General features: G+C 61.4%; 14 protein-coding genes and 1 tRNA gene. 9 read left to right on the forward strand and 6 right to left on the reverse strand.

Annotated features, from left to right (window positions below):
- Positions 1 to 13: 13 nt before the first annotated feature.
- Both EN850_RS15640 and EN850_RS15645 read right to left on the reverse strand, forming a co-directional pair.
- Positions 14 to 799, reverse strand: coding sequence for a DUF1499 domain-containing protein (locus EN850_RS15640; RefSeq protein WP_135881498.1), 786 nt, complete (start codon positions 797 to 799; stop codon positions 14 to 16).
- 78 nt (positions 800 to 877) lie between these two features.
- Positions 878 to 2,506, reverse strand: coding sequence for a fatty-acid--CoA ligase (locus EN850_RS15645; RefSeq protein WP_136091729.1), 1,629 nt, complete (start codon positions 2,504 to 2,506; stop codon positions 878 to 880).
- Positions 2,507 to 2,840: 334 nt separating this feature from the next.
- Between EN850_RS15645 and EN850_RS15650 the strand changes: the two genes are divergently transcribed.
- Both EN850_RS15650 and EN850_RS15655 read left to right on the forward strand, forming a co-directional pair.
- Complete coding sequence (locus EN850_RS15650; protein ID WP_127276173.1) at positions 2,841 to 3,194, forward strand: hypothetical protein; 354 nt, start codon at positions 2,841 to 2,843, stop codon at positions 3,192 to 3,194.
- A gap of 127 nt (positions 3,195 to 3,321) precedes the next feature.
- Positions 3,322 to 3,711 carry a DUF427 domain-containing protein gene (locus EN850_RS15655; protein ID WP_127276175.1) on the forward strand — a complete coding sequence of 130 codons (390 nt, stop codon included), beginning with the start codon at positions 3,322 to 3,324 and terminating at the stop codon, positions 3,709 to 3,711.
- Positions 3,712 to 3,981: 270 nt separating this feature from the next.
- On the opposite strand, the gene EN850_RS15660 is transcribed toward EN850_RS15655, so the two are convergent.
- The 3 genes from EN850_RS15660 to ppdK all read right to left on the reverse strand — a co-directional run bounded on the left by EN850_RS15660 (position 3,982) and on the right by ppdK (position 8,779).
- The gene (locus tag EN850_RS15660; protein ID WP_135881501.1) at positions 3,982 to 4,722 is read right to left on the reverse strand and encodes a polysaccharide deacetylase family protein; all 741 of its coding nucleotides are present in this window, start codon (positions 4,720 to 4,722) and stop codon (positions 3,982 to 3,984) included.
- 156 nt (positions 4,723 to 4,878) lie between these two features.
- On the reverse strand, positions 4,879 to 5,982 hold the full coding sequence (locus EN850_RS15665) for a glycosyltransferase family 9 protein (protein WP_136091730.1): 1,104 nt from the start codon (positions 5,980 to 5,982) through the stop codon (positions 4,879 to 4,881).
- 118 nt (positions 5,983 to 6,100) lie between these two features.
- Entirely contained in the window at positions 6,101 to 8,779 is a 2,679-nt protein-coding gene (gene ppdK / locus EN850_RS15670; protein WP_127873136.1) for a pyruvate, phosphate dikinase, read from the reverse strand.
- A 226-nt stretch (positions 8,780 to 9,005) separates the two neighbouring features.
- On the opposite strand from ppdK, the gene EN850_RS15675 reads away from it, so the two are divergent.
- The 6 genes from EN850_RS15675 to EN850_RS15700 all read left to right on the forward strand — a co-directional run bounded on the left by EN850_RS15675 (position 9,006) and on the right by EN850_RS15700 (position 15,487).
- Positions 9,006 to 9,350, forward strand: coding sequence for a VOC family protein (locus tag EN850_RS15675; RefSeq protein ID WP_127276184.1), 345 nt, complete (start codon positions 9,006 to 9,008; stop codon positions 9,348 to 9,350).
- Between the two features lie 127 nt (positions 9,351 to 9,477).
- Positions 9,478 to 9,552, forward strand: a tRNA-Gln gene (locus EN850_RS15680).
- Positions 9,553 to 9,895: 343 nt separating this feature from the next.
- Positions 9,896 to 11,344, forward strand: a complete 1,449-nt coding sequence (locus EN850_RS15685) for a TolC family protein (protein WP_127276186.1) — start codon at positions 9,896 to 9,898, stop codon at positions 11,342 to 11,344.
- Positions 11,345 to 11,383: 39 nt separating this feature from the next.
- The gene (locus EN850_RS15690) at positions 11,384 to 13,516 is read left to right on the forward strand and encodes a type I secretion system permease/ATPase (protein ID WP_136091731.1); all 2,133 of its coding nucleotides are present in this window, start codon (positions 11,384 to 11,386) and stop codon (positions 13,514 to 13,516) included.
- A 50-nt stretch (positions 13,517 to 13,566) separates the two neighbouring features.
- The gene (locus EN850_RS15695) at positions 13,567 to 14,856 is read left to right on the forward strand and encodes an HlyD family type I secretion periplasmic adaptor subunit (protein ID WP_127873135.1); all 1,290 of its coding nucleotides are present in this window, start codon (positions 13,567 to 13,569) and stop codon (positions 14,854 to 14,856) included.
- Positions 14,846 to 15,487, forward strand: coding sequence for a ribbon-helix-helix domain-containing protein (locus tag EN850_RS15700; protein ID WP_127276192.1), 642 nt, complete (start codon positions 14,846 to 14,848; stop codon positions 15,485 to 15,487). Before EN850_RS15695 ends, EN850_RS15700 begins: the two co-directional genes overlap by 11 nt.
- A gap of 131 nt (positions 15,488 to 15,618) precedes the next feature.
- Here EN850_RS15700 and EN850_RS15705 read toward each other — a convergent pair whose 3' ends face one another.
- Positions 15,619 to 16,572 (reverse strand): transglutaminase-like cysteine peptidase, encoded by a 954-nt coding sequence (locus tag EN850_RS15705; RefSeq protein ID WP_136091732.1) that lies wholly within the window; start codon positions 16,570 to 16,572, stop codon positions 15,619 to 15,621.
- A 323-nt stretch (positions 16,573 to 16,895) separates the two neighbouring features.
- On the opposite strand from EN850_RS15705, the gene EN850_RS36360 reads away from it, so the two are divergent.
- A partial coding sequence (locus EN850_RS36360; RefSeq protein WP_210237989.1) for an Ig-like domain-containing protein occupies positions 16,896 to 19,001 on the forward strand: 2,106 nt, incomplete at its 3' end.

Here is a 19,001-nt window from a genome sequence, read left to right on the forward strand (position 1 = left end):
CGCGCGGAAATGGCTACTCGGCCGGCGCCGCGCCGACCTGGCCGGCGACTTCCTGATCCAGTTCCGCCAGGAAATCGGTGATGCGCGCGGCATTGTCGCCAAGGTCATGGCGGCCGTAACGCGAGGCCGAGCGCATGTCGACGATGACCGTGTCGCCGTCATCCATGACGCGAATGGCGACGTCGGCGGGAAGGCCGAGAACGAAGCTCGAGGCAATGGCGGTGATGGTCACCTCTGTCTGTCCGGCGAGTTCGGGATAAGGCTCCGAAAGGTCCCAGCCGCGCCGGTCGAGCACGGTTTCAACGGCGTTGACGATGGTCTCAAATGGCAGGTCGTAGCTGCGTGCGGTGACCAATGGATAGCTGTCGGTCTGCAAACTCTGCTCACCCGGCGTCGGCGGAGACAGCACGTTCATGTCCTTGGTCCGGTCACCGACATCGAGCGCGGGCGGTTCATCGAAATCGGTCGAGATGTCCCGCAGCGGCGGATAGATCGTCGCCCAGTAGGCGGCAACGCCATAGGGGGTGAGCACCAGCAGCGCCAGCACGGCGCCGACGGTGAGATCGCGGCCACCACGGTCACCAAAATTCCACAGCCTCGCAAAGGCCAGGCCGGCAAACAACAGCGCCAGCGCCGCCAGCAGGGCGACAATGCCCAACACCCACAGGAACACCGGCGTTTGAACGAGGCCGAAGCGATGGCCGACAAAGTTCGTCAGCAAAAGCACCGCCGAAAAGGCGGCCGTGCGCCGCGACCAGCTGGCAGCCTTCGACGTTTGCCGTTCGGGAATGCTAACCATTATTCTCTGCTGCCCCAACCCGGACGGAGGTTTAGTGCCTTTTTGCGGCGGCTTGAAGCCGAAACACGCAACATCCCCTCAATCCGTCGGCAAGCGATAGTCCCTGAACTGCTGACGCAAGGTGATCTTCTGGATCTTGCCGGTGGCGGTGTGCGGTATCTCACCGACGAAAGCGACGTCGTCCGGCATCCACCATTTGGCCACCTTGCCATCCATGAAATCGAGAATCTCGGCCTTGGTCGGTTCCTTGCCCGGCTTGGCGACGACGACCAGCAAGGGCCGCTCGCCCCATTTCGAATGCTGGACGCCGATGGCCGCCGCTTCCGCTACATCGGGGTGGCCGACGGCCAGATTCTCCAGGTCGATGGTCGAAATCCATTCGCCGCCGGACTTGATGACGTCCTTGGCGCGGTCGGTGATCTGCATGTAGCCCCCGGCATCGATATGAGCGACGTCTCCGGTATCGAACCAGCCATCCTCATCGAACTGCTCCGCGCCCACACCGCCATAATAGGCGCGAGCGACTGCCGGACCGCGTACCTTGAGCCGGCCAAACGTCTTGCCGTCCCAGGGCTGCGCGTTGTCGTCGTCGTCGGTCACCTTCATTTCGACGCCGAAGGGCGGGTAACCCTGCTTGCTCTGGACGTCGAGCCGAGCCTCGCCGTCAAGGTCTGCATAGTCCGGCTTCAAGGTGCACAGCGTGCCGAGCGGCGACATTTCGGTCATGCCCCAGGCGTGGATGACCTGGACACCGTAATTGTTCTGGAACTTCGTCATGATCGCGCGCGGGCACGACGAGCCGCCGATCACGACCTTGTTGAGATGGGGAAGTGTCTTGCCGGTCTCCTCCAGATATTGGAGCAACATCATCCACACGGTCGGCACGGCGGCGCTGAATGTGACCTTCTCCTGGTCGAGCAACTCATAGATCGAGGCACCGTCCATCTTGCAGCCAGGCATGACCAGCTTGGAGCCCATCATCGGGCCGCTCTGGCCAAGGCCCCAGGCATTGGCGTGGAACATCGGCACCACCGGCAGGATCGTGTCACGCGCCGACAGGCCCATGGCGTCGGGCATGGCCGCGATCATGGCATGAAGCACGTTCGAGCGATGGCTGTAGACGACGCCCTTGGGGTCACCCGTCGTGCCGGACGTATAGCACATGCCGGCGGCGGTGCCTTCGTCGAAGGTCTTCCAGGTGAAGTCGCCATCGACCTCATCGAGCCAGTCCTCGTAGGCTACGACACCGGGCAAGGTCGTTTGCGGCATGTGCGCCTTGTCGGTGAGCACGATCACCTTCTTCAGCGATTTGACGGCACCAGCGATCTTCTCGAGCAACGGGATGAAGGTGATGTCGACGAAAACGGCCTTGTCCTCGGCGTGGTTCATGATCCAGACGATCTGATCGGGAAACAGGCGCGGATTGAGGGTGTGGTAGATAGCGCCGATGCCCATGATGCCATACCAGGCCTCGATGTGGCGGGCGGTGTTCCAGGCCAACGTCGCGATGCGGTCGCCCAAGGCAAAACCGTCGCGCTCCAAGCGCTGGGCGACCTTGAGGGAACGACGATGGATGTCGGCGTAGGTGGTGCGCACGATCGGCCCCTCGATCGAACGCGACACGATCTCGCGCACACCATGCTGCCTTTCAGCGTTGTCGATCAGCTTGTGGCACAGCAGCGGCCATTCCTGCATCAATCCCAGCATGCCGTTCCCTCCCTCACGCTTTTCGCCCCCGAGCTTTTCGCTTCACCCTTTTGATCGCATTGTGAAGCGAACCCGGGAATTGTCCAGCCACCCAGGAGCGCAGCGGACGAAAGTCGGAGTTCGACCCGTATTGGCAAACGATTGAATCCGGACGCTTTTTGGGTCCATTTGGTTGGTCCTGCCGCCATTCGAATGTCAGGGGCTTCAAATACGTTGCATCGAGGTAAACTCCGGTGATCGGACCGACAGCAAAAAGCGCCACAATCCGGCCATCGTCGGTGTTAAGTTTCGTTAACGGGCAAAGGGGTGCGATTGGCGACTGAAAGAGGTTCGCATGGACACGCTCGACGATAAGGTTCTCGAGAGTACACTTGCCGAAAGCCTGGCCGATCTGGTGCCGGACGAAAAGACTGTTTCCGAAGACGAGTTCGTCGAAGTTGTCGGCGGCGCGCTCGAAGCGGTCGGCGGCACGCTGCTGTTCAAGATGTGCGTCCAGAACGAAGGGGAAGGCCAGCACGTCGCGGCGGCATCCGTCGGCGATGGCGGCAATCGCCAGTTCCTCCTGCTCACCTTGCCAACCGGCGGCGGGGCGCTGAAAGTCGAGACCATTTCGAGAAGCAGCAACCCGGTGGCGGGCATCGCGGCCGCCTATGCCGGGCTGATGGACGCCTTCAAAACCGCCGCCTGAATTTCCGCGGCAACGCGAAGGCTATCTTGCGCCACGCACGAGCGCATGGCGTCTGTTTTGTTTGCGACTACGGGCTTGCGCAATCCGGCCGTCCACCACACTTAAGGTCGGGGCAAGAGGAACCAGCATGGACAAGATCGCCAACCCGGCACCCGGCTTTCAGCGCAATCCCGACAAGATCATCACGATAGAGCCCTATTCCGGCACCGTCACGGTCCGCGCCGGCGATACGGTCATCGCTTCGTCCGCGAAGGCGAAGGTGCTGACGGAGGCCCCCTACCCCGCCGCCTTCTACATTCCGTTCGCCGACATCGATTTCGACAAGCTCAGCCGAACGGACCACTCGACCCACTGCCCCTACAAGGGTGACGCCAGCTATTGGAGCGTGCTGCCGGCGGGCGAAGCGGGCAAGGATGCGATGTGGGCCTACCGCCAACCATTCGACGAGATGACCGACATCCGCGACCACGGCGCGTTCTACGCCAGCAAGGTCACCATCGAAGCCAAGCCGGACTGAACGCTTCAGCCCGAAGGCACTTGAGAGTGCATTGAGGTTCAGATCCGACCCTCGCCGCCGACGAGAGGGCTGGCACCCTCTCCCGACGGTCCATTCTCGACCCTTCGGCAACGAAAGTCATAAGACAAGCAATTCCAGGAAAAGTGCGCAGCGGTTTTCCCGGGAGAAGCGCGTAGCGCTTCCCCTCGGGAATTGCGTAAAAACAAGAAGTTAGAGCGGGTCAGACATTCTATCGAACACTGAACCGCTCTCGATCGGTTTTGAACCGTTCTACTCGGTGGTGCCGTGATTGCCCGTCCCGTCGGCGTCGTCGAGCCGCACGAAGGTCATGCCCTTGTCCTTGAGCGCCAGCAGGCCCTGGACAACGCCCTCGCCTGCGGCATGGGTCGGCTGGTTGATATGAGCGATGATGACGTCCCCATCCTTGGCCGCGGCGATACGCTTGGCCGTCTCCTTGGCGCCGAGCAGCGAGCCGCCATCGCCATTGATCGAGAAGCCGGCAATCTTGAAGCCGAGCTTGCGGATCATTGCAATGGCCGAGGGGCTATATTCGGCGGTTGCGCCGCGGAACCATTTCGGCGCCGGCTCGCCGGTCCCGGCAAGTGCGGCGGCGCCCGACTCGACCTCGGCCGCTACCGCTTCGGGACTGCCGGCGCTGCGTATGCCATAGATTTTCTGTGGCGTGTCGACCGCCGGAACATGGCGGCCGCCGTGATTTTCCAGTTCGAACAGGTCGGGATGTGCCCGCATGATCGCGACGGCCTCGGCGTTGCGCTTCAGCCAGATGCCGGTGACGAAAATGGTGGCCGGTATCCTGTTGTCCACCAGCGCCGAGAGAATGCGCGTGTCGGTCTTGCCGCCGCAGGCATCGAGCGTGAGCGCGACGCGACCGGTTCCGCTTGCAGCCGGCTTGATGTGCAGCGTGGGTTCGACCAGCGGCGCGGCATGGGCGCTGGATAGCAGCGCCATCGACATGGCGATCATGCAGAGATTTTTTTGCAGCAGACGCATCGAACCCGAATTCCTGACCGGCGATTTCAAGCCGGTAACCCAAAACCCGCATGAAGGCGGAAATCGGGACGATGGATAGCAGAAAAACGCCTGGCGCGGCAATTTGACCGACTGAGAACGAGCTGTTGGACGACAGCCTTGCCGATCGATCACCGCTCAGACAGCGCGTTCCTGTTTCATCTCGGTGCGCGCCAGAACCTCGCGCGCCGCTTCGACGACCGGCTTCACCTCCAGGCGCCAAACGCAGCACGCCTTGCTGGGGTCGGTCCGGCGGCACAGATCCTTGGCCACGCAATCACATGGCATTGACGGCCGAAGCGCGATGCTGGGCACGCCGACAGGTCCCCAGCGCGACGGATTGGTCAGGCCGAAAAGGCCGACAACCGGGGTACCCGCGGCAGCGGCCATGTGCATCGGGCCGCTTTCGTTGCCAAGAAACATCCGGGCCTGTTCCAGGACCGCCAGCAGGCTCTCGAGCGACAGCTCTCCAACCAGGTCGACCACCTGCGTCGCCGTCCCGGCGACGATCCGCGCGGCGGTTTCACGTTCGTCTGGCCCCCCGACCAGGACGACACCCAGTCCGGTTTCGGCCGCGATCTCGTCAATCGCCTCCGCGAACCGTTCGGGCTGCCATTGCCGGCCCTTGAAACTGGCGCCCGCATGCACGGCGATGAAGGCGTTCGGGTGGATATGGTGCCTGCCCAGGAGCGCCAGGGCTTTCTCGGCCTCGAATGGCAGCGGCTTGATGCTCGGTACCGTGGCGTGCAGATCGATGCCGAGTGCTTCAAGAGGGGAGAGATAGCGATAGACAAAATGCTGGCCGCCAAACCCGAATGGCTTGGCAAACACATTGGCGGGCTGCCGCTCCAACAGCTTCAGCGGCCTCTCGGAAGGATTGTAGCCGACGCGTGTCCTGGCGTTGACGAACCCGCTGACAAGCCGAGAGGTCTTGGAATCGGTCAGGTCGATCGTCAGGTCGAAGCGAAAGCCACGCAGCGCCCGCACCACGGCATAGAGCTCTTTTGCGCGTTGCAGCAGGGTACCCCGCATGCTGGCCCGCCTGAACGCAACCACCTCGGAAGCGATGCCATGCGCAACCACGAAGCTCTCGAAATGCGCTTCGCAGAGGAACACGATCCGGGAGTCAGGGAATTCGAGCCGCAGGTTCCTGGCGAGTGTCGAGGCGAGGACGATATCGCCTACAAACTTCGTTTGAATGATCAGGATCGAGCGGAACGGAGCGGGTGATATCTGCAACATCTGTTTCCGGAAGCAATTGGCGGTCATCCGTAAATTGGTCGAGAACAGTGTCGAGATTACGCTATGTCGCCAGCACGTTCACGTGAATTTTCATACAAACCTTAAGCTCCGTACCAGTCTATCCACGCCCCGTCTTCGCCGCATGCACCGCGGCCTGCGCGGCCGCCAGCCTGGCGATCGGCACGCGGTAGGGTGAGCAGGAGACGTAGTCGAGCCCGACCTCCTCGCAGAAGCGGATCGACGAGGGATCACCGCCATGCTCGCCGCAAATGCCAAGCTTGATGCCGGGCCGCGTCGCCCTGCCCTTTTGCGCCGCCATGCGTACCAGTTCACCGACACCGTCAATGTCGAGCGAGACGAACGGATCCTGCTCGATGATGCCCTTCTGGCGGTAGGTTTCCAGGAAGGACGCCGCATCGTCGCGCGAGATGCCGAAGGTGGTCTGGGTGAGGTCGTTGGTGCCGAAGGAAAAGAACTCGGCCGACTCGGCGATGACATGGGCGCGGATCGCCGCGCGGGGGAGCTCAATCATGGTTCCAGTGAGGTAGTCGATCTTGACGCCGCTCTCATCCATGACGCTCTTGGCGACCGCATCGATGCGCGCCTTCACATAATCGAGTTCCTTCACCAGGCCGACCAGCGGCACCATGATCTCGGGCACCACCAGCGCGCCGGCTTTCTTGCCGGCCTCGACAGCGGCCTCGAAAATGGCGCGCGCCTGCATCTCGGCGATCTCCGGGTAAGAGACGGCGAGCCGACAGCCGCGATGGCCGAGCATCGGATTGAATTCGTGCAGCGCCTCGGTGCGCTGCCGGAGCTTGTCGGGCGACACGTTCATGGCGACCGCGACCTCGGCGAGTTCGGCTTCGGTCTTGGGCAGGAATTCGTGCAGCGGCGGATCGAGCAGGCGGATCGTCACCGGCAGGCCGGCCATGATTTCGAACAGTTCCAGAAAATCCGAGCGCTGCATGGGCAGAAGCTTGGCCAGCGCGGCGCGCCGGTCCTTCTCGGTGTCGGCCAGGATCATCTCGCGCATGGCGACGATGCGCGCGCCGTCGAAGAACATGTGTTCGGTCCGGCAAAGCCCGATGCCTTCGGCGCCGAAGGAGCGCGCCATGCGGGCATCGAGAGGCGTTTCGGCGTTGGTGCGCACCTTCATGCGGCGAACCGCGTCCGCCCACTCCATGATGGCCGCGAAATCGCCTGACAATTCCGGCTGCAGCATCGCCACGGAGCCCTTGAGCACCTGGCCGTTACCGCCGTCGATGGTGATGATGTCGCCCTTGCGGAAGGTCTGGCCCATCGAGAGCAGCGTGCCGGCCCTGTAGTCGACGCGCAGCGAGCCGGCGCCGGACACACAAGGCTTGCCCATGCCGCGCGCGACAACCGCCGCGTGGCTGGTCATGCCGCCGCGCGTGGTCAGGATACCTTCGGCCGCGTGCATGCCGTGGATATCTTCCGGACTGGTCTCTATGCGCACCAGGATCGCCTTGCGCCCTTGCGTCTTCAGGTCCTCGGCATCGCCGGAGGAAAAGACGATCTCACCGGTGGCGGCCCCGGGGGACGCCGGCAGGCCGACGCCAATGACGTCGCGCGCGGCTTTCGGGTCGATGGTCGGGTGCAGCAACTGGTCAAGCGAAGCCGGATCAATGCGCGTGACCGCTTCCTCCTTGGTGATCAGTCCGTCCCTGGCCATTTCGACGGCAATCCTGAGCGCCGCCTTGGCGGTACGCTTGCCGGAACGGGTCTGCAGCATCCACAACTTGCCGCGCTCGATGGTGAATTCGAGATCCTGCATGTCGCGATAGTGCTTTTCCAGGCTGTCGGAAATGGTGACGAACGACTGGAAGGCGTCCGGCATCAGCTTCTGCAGTGACGGCTTGTCGGAACCCGCCGCGATGCGCGCCGCCTCGGTGATGTTCTGCGGCGTGCGGATGCCGGCAACGACATCCTCGCCCTGCGCGTTGACCAGGAACTCGCCATAGAGCTGCTTTTCGCCGGTCGACGGGTTGCGGGTGAAGGCAACGCCGGTGGCCGAGGTCTCGCCCATATTGCCGAACACCATGGCCTGAACATTGACCGCCGTGCCCCAGCTTTCGGGAATATCGTGCAGGCGCCGGTAGGTGATGGCGCGGTTGTTCATCCAGCTCGAAAACACGGCGCCGATCGCGCCCCAGAGCTGCTCGTGCGGATCCTGCGGGAACGGCCGGCCGAGCTCTTCCTCAACCTTGGCTTTGTAGAGCGCGATGACGCCTTGCCATTCGATGGCCGTCAGCTCGGTGTCGAGTTCATGGCCGAGGCTGGCTTTCTGGTCTTCCAGGATTTCCTCGAACACCTCGTGATCGAGGCCCATGACGACATCGGAATACATCTGGATGAAACGGCGGTAGCTGTCATAGGCAAAGCGCGCATCGCCGGAATCGGAGGCCAGGGCCTCGACCGTCTCGTCGTTCAATCCGAGATTGAGCACCGTGTCCATCATGCCGGGCATCGACGCCCGGGCGCCGGAACGCACCGAAACCAGGAGCAGCTTCGAAGGGTCGCCGAACCGGCGGCCGGTCAGCCGGCCGATATGGTCGAGCGCGACAGCGACGTCGGCTTCCAATCCCGCCGGGTAGGTACGGCCATTGGCATAGTAGGCATTGCAGACCTCGGTGGTGATCGTAAAACCCGGCGGCACCGGCAGGCCCAGGCTGCACATCTCGGCCAGATTGGCGCCCTTGCCGCCCAGCAGATTCTTGTCGCCGGCACGGCCTTCCGCCGCACCATCGCCAAAGGTGAAAACCCATTTGGTCATGCTTTGCTCTCCGGTTGCAGGAGATTGGAAAGATTGGCGAAACGGAAAGCTCCGCCCGTGTCCGACTTTGGAGCGATATGATGCTGCAGTGCGAAAGGCAAGCGCCGGCCAAAGCCGTCGGGTCGCTACAATCGATTAAGAAAAAGCCATGCCCCCGGATGCGTCAAAAAGACTTGCCACCTCAATGTTCGATGTCTAGAACATAAAGGGAACAAAGAGGTGTCCCATGAAACGGCCTGGAAAACTGGACTATCTGGAAATGCCGGCGACCGGCGGCACGCTGGACCGGCTGAAGGGCTTCTACAGCGCTGCCTTTGGATGGTCGTTCACCGACTATGGACCAACCTATTCGGCCTTTGCCGAGGGGCTGGAAGGAGGTTTTCAGGCTGATGCAGGGGAAGCGCCGGCCAAGCCGCTGCCTGTGCTTTACAGTGAGAATCTGGAAGAAACCCTTCGCGCGGTCGAAAGCGCCGGCGGAACGATCGTCAAGCCGATATTCCCATTCCCCGGCGGCCGACGCTTCCACTTCGTCGACCCAGCCGGCAACGAGTTGGCCGTGTGGTCCGTATAGTCCGTTTGTGGATCATCTGGAGGCAATCGCACTGCTGGTCAGGCGAGTGCCTTCGCGGCTGCTCATAAGCATTGTGCTTTTCGGCTGCTCTGCTAATAACGCGCCGCACAGCGACTCTGACGGCTATTGGGGCGTCGCCAAGTGGTAAGGCATCGGTTTTTGGTACCGACATTCCCAGGTTCGAATCCTGGCGCCCCAGCCAAGCGCAGCACGCACCGAATCGGCCCTGCTCAAAAACGCCGCGCCAAGCGCACTTTATTTGCAGGCATGCGTACTCATCAGGATATTGTCAGAACAAGCGTCCTGTTGGCCATCTCCGTATCCTGTCTCGGTGTTTCAAGTTTCAATACCGGCACTTGGTCCCCACCAGCGTCTCAAATGTGTGCCATTTTTGCTACATTCTTTGGCCGTCTGTCTGGATTCTGTGATTTAGTCACAGCTTAATAATGAAACGCTCACGGTAATTTGCAAGATAGTCAACAAGGCCAGGCGCCAAGCCCGGCTGGGGCGCTCTTAACAAAGCGCGGGGAAACGTGGGTGGGAAAATGAAGACGACAGGTCTGTCGACCAAGGTCATGAGCGTTGGTCTCTTGATGACGGCTACCATGCTGAGTTGCTGGAGCGCGCATGCACTGACACTCAAGGAGGCCATGGCGGTTGCGGTGGAATCCAATCCGGAAATCGGCCAGGCCATCGAAAACCGTGAGGCGATCGAGTTCGAACTGAGACAGGCAAAAGGGCTTTATCTCCCAAGCGTCGATGTCGAGGCATCCGCTGGTGCTCGCCGTCTGGACAACTCCTCCCGCCGCGCGCTCTCCATCGAGCACGACGCGCTTTATCCCGCGGAGACCGACCTGACAGTTTCGCAAACGCTTTATGATAGTGGCGCAAGGCGAGCCGAACTCAACCGTCAGGCCTCGCGGGTCGATGGCGCCTCGTTCCGCGTGCTGGAGCGATCCGAGTTCATCGGGCTGTCGGTTGTCCAGGATTACCTGGAATACATGCTTCAGGCCTCGATCGTGGCAGAGGCAAAGAAGAATCTGGGCTTTCACCAAGCGATTCTCCACGACATCAGGGAAGGCATAGCAGGCGGCGGGTTGAACGAAGCCGACCGGCAACAGGCGGAGGAGCGCTTGTTCGCGGCCAAGGCCCGCATGCAGGAAGCCGCCGAGGAACTCGAGGCCTCGAGGATCCGCTTCTTCAAGACCGTTGGGAAACCGCTGACCAATGCATCGCGGCCAGGCGATGTTTCCTCTGCGCTGCCAAGGTCGCTGGACGACGCACTGGGCATTGCGCGGGAGAACAATCCGCGCGTCCACATGGCCAATAGCGATATTTCCGCCGCCGCCTCGCAGGTTGACGCCGCGCGGGCGAAATACGGCCCTTCGGTCGTCGCCGAAGGCGTTGCCCGGGCCGGATACGACATTGACGGCGACAATGGAGACACGTCCGATCTGCAAGCACGGGTGGTGCTGCGGTGGAATCTGTACCGGGGCGGCATCGACAAAGCCAATGAGCAGGAGCAGATCCGCCGCGCCAGCGAGCAGCGGCTTGGGCTGCATCAGGTTCTGCGGGAGATCGAAGAAGCCGTTCGCACGTCGTGGGATCGCCGCTTCCGGCAAGCCGATCTGGCAAAGACCCTGAAGCTGCAAGCCGCTACCAACGAGAAGCTGGTTGCTTCTTATCGCGAGCAGTTCAAGGTCGGACAGCGCTCGCTGCTCGATGTGCTGGATGCGCAGAATACGCGGTTCAACACAGCGACGCTGGCGGACACCGCGTCCTACGCATCGCTCTTTGCGCAATATCGGCTTCTGGCAGCGACCGGGCAGTTGCTGAAAACGATGGACATCCATCCGCCGAAGCAGGCTACGGCCTACGCCAAAGATGAATTTGCGGTTCCGGAGACCGCGGACACCGAAACCTATGCACGGACCCCGTCGGAACAGACGAACGATATACCCTTCGACATCCTTGCCCCGGTCAGGAAGAAGTGAGCCGGTGTAAGGGAGGTTGAGGGTCCTGGCGGGCGGATCGTGAATCAGCAGCCACATATTCTGTCGCCCAAGGAGGCGTTCAAGGCCTGCTTTTCGGCGATTGCGGCCTATCTCGGCAGGCCGAGTGCGGAGACCGTGCTGTTTGCCGGGGTGCCGATTTCGGACACGCGCATCGAGGTCACCGAGATCCGGCATCTTGCCGAACGCATCGGTCTTGAGACCCACGAATTCAATCATCGCGACTTCCTGCGCGGTCGCGTCGATCTTCCGGCAATTATCTTCCGTGTCAGCCAGTTGCCGATCGCCCTGCTGGCCGAAATCGATGGCGACGGGTATCTCACGGCGCCGCAGGAAGACGGGCGCACGACTATCGGCAAATCCGAGCTGGCCGCAAGTTACATCAGTGGCGGCGTATCGTTCTCGATCACCTATGCCAACGCCACCGAAGGCATGAAGGTCGGGTCGGCGCAGCAGATCGAACGGCGCCATTGGCTGACGGGAACGATGGGCGCTTTCTGGCGCACCTATTCGAAGGTCGTGCTGTCGGCGATTTTCATCAACCTGCTGGCCATCGCCTCGCCGATCTTCACCATGAACGTCTATGACCGTATATTGCCGAACAAGGCGATATCGACGCTCTGGGTGCTGGCGATCGGAATCGGTGCCGTCATTCTCTTCGACCTGCTTCTGAAGACGGCCCGGGCCTCGCTGATCGACTATGCCGGGCGCAAGGCGGACCTGCGGATATCGTATCTGCTGTTCGAGAAGGTGCTGAATTCATCCTTGTCCGCGCGCCCTGGTTCGACCGGCGAATATGCCAACCGTGTCACTCAGTATGAGTTCGTCAGGGAGTTTTTCACCTCCAACACCATCAGCGTCTTCATCGACACGGCCTTTGTCTTCATCTTCCTGCTGGTCATCTACGCGATCGGCGATTGGTTGGTCATCATACCGGCCCTGGCATTTGTGGCGTCGGTAATCGTCGGCCTCGTCACGCAACATCGCATCGGCAAACGGGTCGCCGCCTCGATGAACGAAGCATCCCAGCGCCAGGCCTTGCTGGTCGAGTCCATCTCCACGCTGGAAACAATCAAGTCGCTGCGCGCCGAAGCCTATTTGCTGAGGAAGTGGGGCGAGCATTCGAAGAATGCGGCCAACACCTCCGAGAAGATCAAGCAGCTCTCGGCCGCGGCCGGCAACATCACCCAGGCCATCCAGCAGCTTGTGACGGTCGCCCTGGTCGTGGCCGGAGCCTATGCCTTTTCGGAAGGGCATGTATCGACGGGAGCCATTATCGGAACGGTGATGCTGGCGAGCCGGGCCGTGGCTCCGCTCGGCCAGATCGCGATCACCTTGTCGAGATTTCGCCAGGCCATGCTCTCCTTGAGAATGGTGAATTCCATCATGTCCCAACCGGAGGACCGGCCGGACACGGTGGGCTTTGTCAATCGCCCGATCCGCAATGGAGCGATGACGTTCAAGAATGTCGGCTTCGTCTATCCCGGATCGGAAAACGAGGTTCTGTCCGGCCTGAACTTCTCGGTGAAACCGGGCGAACGGATCGGCATCATCGGCCGCATCGGGTCGGGCAAGACGACGATGGGACGCCTGATCGGCAGGCTTTTCCTGCCGAGCTCGGGCGAGCTGCTGCTGGATGGCATCGACATCCGCCAGTATCACCCGTCGGAGGTGCGCGCCGCCGTCGGCATCGTCGCGCAAGCTGGCGATCTGTTTTCGGGCACCGTGAAGGAGAACCTGCTCATGGCATCTCCGGAGGCGACCGACGAGCAGATCATCGAAGCTGCAAAAGCCGCCGGCGTCGACGAGTTCGTCTCTCGCCATCCACGCGGCTACGACATGAATGTCGGCGAGCGAGGCACCAATCTTTCCGGCGGGCAGAGACAGACGGTGGCGATTGCCCGGCTGCTTTTGACCAAGCCGAAGATCGTCTTTCTGGATGAACCGTCCGGCTCGATGGACCTGGCTTCGGAACGACAGCTGATCAAGCAACTGAAGACCGCTTTTGACCGCAACACGACGCTGATCGTCTCGACGCATCGCTTCAGCATGCTCGAACTGGCTGATCGCCTTATTGTTGTCGAACAAGGAAGGATCGTTGCTGACGGGCCAAAAGAACAAGTCATTCAGGCGCTGCAGAGATCCAATTCCTGAATGAACAAATTATATCGGGCTAAACCCGATATAATAACGGGGCGTAGGAAATGCTTGCCAGAGAAGACCGCCCGCCGCTTTTCGCGACGGCGTCCATATTCATCATAGCGGCGCTCTTCGTCGCCTTTGTCGCTTGGTCATCATTCGCCGAGGTCGACGAGATCGCGCGTGGCGATGGCAAGGTCATACCGGCCTCCAAGACCCAGGTCATCCAGGCCAGCGAGCCGGGCGTCGTTCAGGAAATCGCCGTGAAGGTGGGGCAGGTCGTCAGGAAGAACGACCTTATCATTCGTCTCGACAATACTTTGAACACGTCCAGCCTCGGCGAACAGCAAGCCAAGGCGCGAGCCCTGCAGACACGCATCGCCAGGCTCAAATACGAACAGAGCGGCAGCATCAGCGGATCGTTTCCATGTCCGCAGGACATTCAGGCGGTGGCGCCGGAAATCTGCGACAACGAGCAAAATCTCCTCGTTGCCCGACGCGAAAACTTCGACAACAAGCTGTCGGTGCTCAAGTCGCGCCTCGACCAGCGCGAAAAGGAACTCGACGAAGCGAACGCCAATCTCGACCGATTGACAAAAAACCTGGCCGTGAGCGACCAACAGGCGACGCTGGTCGAGGCGATGGTCAAGAAGGGTCTGATGGCAAGGACCGAGCAGCTCAAGGTCGAGCAAGAGCAAACCGAACTCAACGGCCAATTGAACCTGGCCGGCGAGACGATAAAGAAAGCCAAGTCGGCGATCACCGAGGCGCAGCTCCAGGTCGAGGAACTCGGGCTGCAACTGAAGCAGGAAGCACTCGATGACCTGACGCAGGCCTTGGCCGATCTTTCGGTGGTGGACGAAACCATTCGCGGCGCGACCGACAAGGTCGCGCGAACGGATATCCGCTCGCCGGTGGACGGTATCGTCAACACGATGGAACTGAACACCGTCGGCGCCTTCGTCCAGCCCGGTACTGTCGTAGCCGGCATCGTGCCTACTTCCGAGACATTGCTGGTAGAAGCACGTGTTTCGCCCCGCGATGTCGCCTTTATCCGCCCCGATCAGGATGCCTTGATAAAAGTCACGGCTTACGACTTCTCGATCTTTGGCGGCATCGAAGGCAAGGTTTCCAACATTACCGCGGACAGCCTGGTCGATCAGAAGACGGGCGAACCCTATTATCAGGTGCGTGTTGCAACCGAGAAATCGACGCTGGTGCGAGACGGAAAGGCATATTCGATCATCCCCGGCATGATCTGTTCCGTGGATATCAAGACCGGGCGCAAGACGATCCTGAGCTACCTGCTGAAGCCGATCAACAAGGCACGTCAGGAGGCAATGAGTGAGCGATAACGCCATCTCTCCCCGGACCTTGAAAGACCGTTTGCTTCTGCCGCTCCCGACAGAAGATTTCGAGCTCGAGTTCCGCGTCGTGGCGCGCGGCGGCGTAAGGCGCGGCATCCGTCTTGAGCGGGCTTTCTGGGTTTCGCTGAAGCAGATGGCCGAGAGCCGCAAATGCACGATCGGCATGCTGGTCGACGAGATCGCCGAAAGTCACGCGGAAAAAGGAAACCTGACCTCGGCAATTCGGGTCGCCTGCATACGCGAATCGGGGAACGAGAACCTGAACCTGCGCAAGCTTGCGTCGATCAGGACGGTAAACGCCATTCTGCTTGCCTGTCCGTCGCCGGCTTTCGCCTTGGCATCGACGAAGAAGATCGTGACGTTTAATGCGTCGTTCCAGCAACTGGTCAAACGGCAGTTGCCGACAGCATTCGACCAGGACACGCGGCAGGACCTGAAGCTGGCGCTGGATCTCAACGTGGCGGATATATTCGCGCGCCTTGACACCAATGGCGACGTTGCCGTTGCGAGCGGATTTGTGATCGGTGCCGGCGAGCGCCGCTACCGGGGCCAGCTGAACGTGGTGCGCGCGCCGGTGCAGGACCTGGAATTGCTGATGGCTTTTGTCTTCAACGGATAGAGCGGCTCATCCTTTCGCGGAAACCGTTCCATCTCCTTGTTTTCACGGCAATTCCCAATGGCAAAGCGCTGCGCACTTTTCCCGGAATTGCTCTGGGCATTGAGCCGGGACAGGAAGCGACCACCTTGCCTTTACTTGACTTCCAGCAGCGCGCCTTCGCCAGGCGCGACGGTTTCGAAACCGCCCTTGACGTCGGCCATCTGCGCGGCCCCCGGTTTGGACCCGTGGATCCATGCCCGGTCGGTGCTGAACGAATACAGTGGCTGGTAGTCCGGGAGCGCGCTGTCCTTGAGCACCGTGTTGTTGAGACTGTCGAGAATGTAAGCGCCGCCTGCAGTGCTCACCGAAAGCACGGCGTGGAAGAAACCTCGCTTGCGGTCCTGGAGAACGACGAGCGACATGCTGCGTGCCGGAATGCCGGCCCTCAGCAACGCCGTCATCTTGAGGATGGCGAAGTCCTCGCAGTCACCGGCGCGATTGGCGAGGATTTCCGAAGGTTTCGCCCAGTAGTCGAGCTTGCCGTAAACGACGCTGTCCTTCTTGTAGGCGATCAGGTGGTTGATGCCGCTGTTGATGAATGACAGTTTTTCGACAAAGCCCTTGCCTTGGGCGGCCGAGACCATAGCCGCGAAGGCCGGGCTCTTGTGGTCACAGGGACTGCCCGCGGTGCAACCGGTTATGGCCTGGTAGACTGGTGCCCAGCGCGCCGAAACGGGAAAATTGCGCATGGACAATGCAACCGACCCCAACACGCCCGGGATAATCGACGCAGTCTGCATCGGGTCGACCCCCCTGCCTTCTTGCGCGGTCGAGGCGCTGGAGCCGTCTTGCGCTGGAACGGGACTGTAGCCGTTCAGGACAAGGCTGATCTGGTAGGGGGCGGCCGGCTGCCAGGGCTGGTACCTTTGCAGCGAAATACCGCCGAGACCATGCGGCGCCTGGACCGTCCCAAGCAGCGCTGTTTCGGGCAGGAAATCCCTGACGACCGGCCCGGCAAGGGCTGGTTGCGCCGAGCCGGCCATCCCCACTGCCAGCAGAAGCAGCTTGAGCTTGCTCTTCCCCGGAGCATTCTTTTGTTTTTTCATGACGCCCACCTTTGACCGTGGACGCTACCAATCTTGTCTCAAATTACTGGAAAGGAAGGTGGATAACTTTCCTATATAATCGTTTTGCTAATTTGAGTAAAATTTTACACGTATTTATACTTCTATTTACCGGATTGTTCGCATCGCTCGCGGCGAAGCGCCATGCGTCCAAGACAACATATAACTGATTATATGTTCACAGTTTACCAAGCGTAAAAAAAGTTATCGCAGGCATATCCAAATATATAGAATGGATTGATGGACCGTTGCAAAGTCGAGGCGCCACCTGTCTCTTTCCGGGAAATGCCGGAGGGGTTTAAGCTATGGCGACCAGTATTGAATTGGACAACGTTTCGAACTCGTGGGACGAGCATTCCGTCTCCAACGATCACCAGGACCTGACAGCGCCGATCCAGTTGGTGGCGCAGGCCGCACCGGCCGAGCAGGCGGCGGCACCGGCCCAAACGGCGCCGGCTTCGGCCGAACCCGTGCCCGTCGATGTCGGCGGCGGTGCGCCAGCGGCTGCTCCGCCAGCGGCAAATGCCCCACACGAATACGTCGCCGACGCAAGCAACGTCGTCAGACTTCCCGCCAATGTCTCGATCGACAACATCAAGGTCGACGGGCACAACCTCGTGCTCGAGCAGGCGGACGGCTCGGTCATCGTCATCAAGGACGGCGCCCTGAATGTGCCGACCTTCATCATCGGCGAAGTCGAAGTGCCGCGCGTGGCCTTGATCGCCGCGCTGGAAGCGAGCCATGTCGATGTCGCGTTTGGCACGGATGGTTCCATCTCGGCGGGCCCGGGAGGTTCGGCCTCGAGCGCCGGCGGCAATTTCGAACAGCCTGCCGGCGGGATCGGCGACGGCTTCGGCCTTTCGGCATTGCTGCCGCCGACTGACCTGCATTTTGGGCAGCTGGATCATCGCGAGCTGTTTCCTTCCTTGGTCGACAGGGGCGTCTCCGTGGTGGCCATGTCCCTGACCGACCCTGGCCAGGCGGCCAGCGAAACCGGCCTCGATGGCGGCTCGCAACAATCGCCGGGCAGCGACGCACCAAGCAACTCCGAAACCTCCGGCGTCGGCATGATCAGCATCGACGCACCCGATGGCATCGGCTCGATCGTCATCAACGGCACCACCGTGACCGGCGTTAACCAGCAAATCGCGGGCGAGTTCGGCTACATCACGATCCTGTCGTTCGATCCTGGCACGGGTGCCATCCAGTATGACTACACGGTCACCGAGTCGGTTACCCATCCCGTTCACACGACCGGATACGACGCCAACGACACGGTTCCCGACACTTTCAGCATCACCGTCACGGATGTCGACGGCGACACCGCGAGCACGACCTTTGCCGTTGCCATCATCGATGACGTGCCGACGGCGGTTGCCGACACGGACAGTGTCACGGAAGGCGGCACGGCGAGCGGCAACGTGATTACCGGCGTCGGCAGCGACGGCAATGCGGCCGGCGCCGACACCAAGGGTGCCGACGGCGCCGCGGTGAGCGGCGTGACGGGTTCTGGGGCAACGACGGTGGTGGGCGGCGACTTCCATGTCGTCGGCCAGTACGGCACGCTGACACTGAGCCCCGACGGCACCTATAGCTACGTGGCCAATTCCAACATCAGCAACGCCTCTCCAGTGACCGATACCTTCACCTACACGCTGAAGGACGGCGACGGCGACACCTCGCAGACCACGCTGACTATCACCATCAATGACGGGGCCAACCCGTCGGTGGTCACCAACGCGGTCATCGCGGTGGACGAGGAAGGGCTCGGCACCGCCAATGCGACCGGCAGCGCGCCCGCGACCAACGTCGAGGATGGCAGCGGAACGGTGACGTTCCATGCCGGTTCCGACGACATCACCGGGGTGGCCTTCACATCGGTCGCCGGGATCACGGCGGACGTCAACGGAGTTGCCGGCGCCGACATCGTCTGGACGCTGGCCGGGCCGACTCAGATAGTCGGTTCGATCAACGGGATCGAAGCCATCCATATCGACCTGGTCGCATCGTCGCTGCCAATCCTGGCTGGCACCAACGGCTCGGCGACAGTCAATGTGACGCTGCTCGACAATTTCCCGCATCCCGACGCGGGTGGACAGAATGTCATCAACCTGACCGGCATCAATGTGGTCGCTACCGATTCGGACGGCGACCAGGCGAGCGCGACGGTTCAGGTCAATGTTACTGACGACATCCCGGTTGCGGCCAACGATGCCAACAGCGTGACGGAAGGGCTTGGCCATTCGACGGACGGCAACGTGTTCGGCGCGGCCGGTGCGAGCGCCGGCGATCATGCCGACACCATCGGCGCGGACGGCGCAGCGGTCGGCGGTGCGGTGACGCGGGCCTATTTTGGCCTTGAAGCCAATGCCGCCGGCGCGACCTACACGACGATCTCGGGAGCAACGGTG

Source organism: Mesorhizobium sp. M8A.F.Ca.ET.207.01.1.1 (genome assembly GCF_004794715.1).
Lineage (GTDB): Bacteria > Pseudomonadota > Alphaproteobacteria > Rhizobiales > Rhizobiaceae > Mesorhizobium.

Excerpts from the sequence above, each read along its gene's own strand:
- EN850_RS15685 (WP_127276186.1), top strand. The coding sequence starts at position 9,896 with ATGAAGACGACAGGTCTGTCGACCAAGGTCATGAGCGTTGGTCTCTTG.
- EN850_RS15640 (WP_135881498.1), bottom strand. The coding sequence starts at position 799 with ATGGTTAGCATTCCCGAACGGCAAACGTCGAAGGCTGCCAGCTGGTCG.
- EN850_RS15650 (WP_127276173.1), top strand. The coding sequence starts at position 2,841 with ATGGACACGCTCGACGATAAGGTTCTCGAGAGTACACTTGCCGAAAGC.
- EN850_RS15675 (WP_127276184.1), top strand. The coding sequence starts at position 9,006 with ATGAAACGGCCTGGAAAACTGGACTATCTGGAAATGCCGGCGACCGGC.
- ppdK (WP_127873136.1), bottom strand. The coding sequence starts at position 8,779 with ATGACCAAATGGGTTTTCACCTTTGGCGATGGTGCGGCGGAAGGCCGT.
- EN850_RS15660 (WP_135881501.1), bottom strand. The coding sequence starts at position 4,722 with ATGCGTCTGCTGCAAAAAAATCTCTGCATGATCGCCATGTCGATGGCG.
- EN850_RS15705 (WP_136091732.1), bottom strand. The coding sequence starts at position 16,572 with ATGAAAAAACAAAAGAATGCTCCGGGGAAGAGCAAGCTCAAGCTGCTT.
- EN850_RS15655 (WP_127276175.1), top strand. The coding sequence starts at position 3,322 with ATGGACAAGATCGCCAACCCGGCACCCGGCTTTCAGCGCAATCCCGAC.
- EN850_RS15665 (WP_136091730.1), bottom strand. The coding sequence starts at position 5,982 with ATGTTGCAGATATCACCCGCTCCGTTCCGCTCGATCCTGATCATTCAA.
- EN850_RS15695 (WP_127873135.1), top strand. The coding sequence starts at position 13,567 with ATGCTTGCCAGAGAAGACCGCCCGCCGCTTTTCGCGACGGCGTCCATA.
- EN850_RS15645 (WP_136091729.1), bottom strand. The coding sequence starts at position 2,506 with ATGCTGGGATTGATGCAGGAATGGCCGCTGCTGTGCCACAAGCTGATC.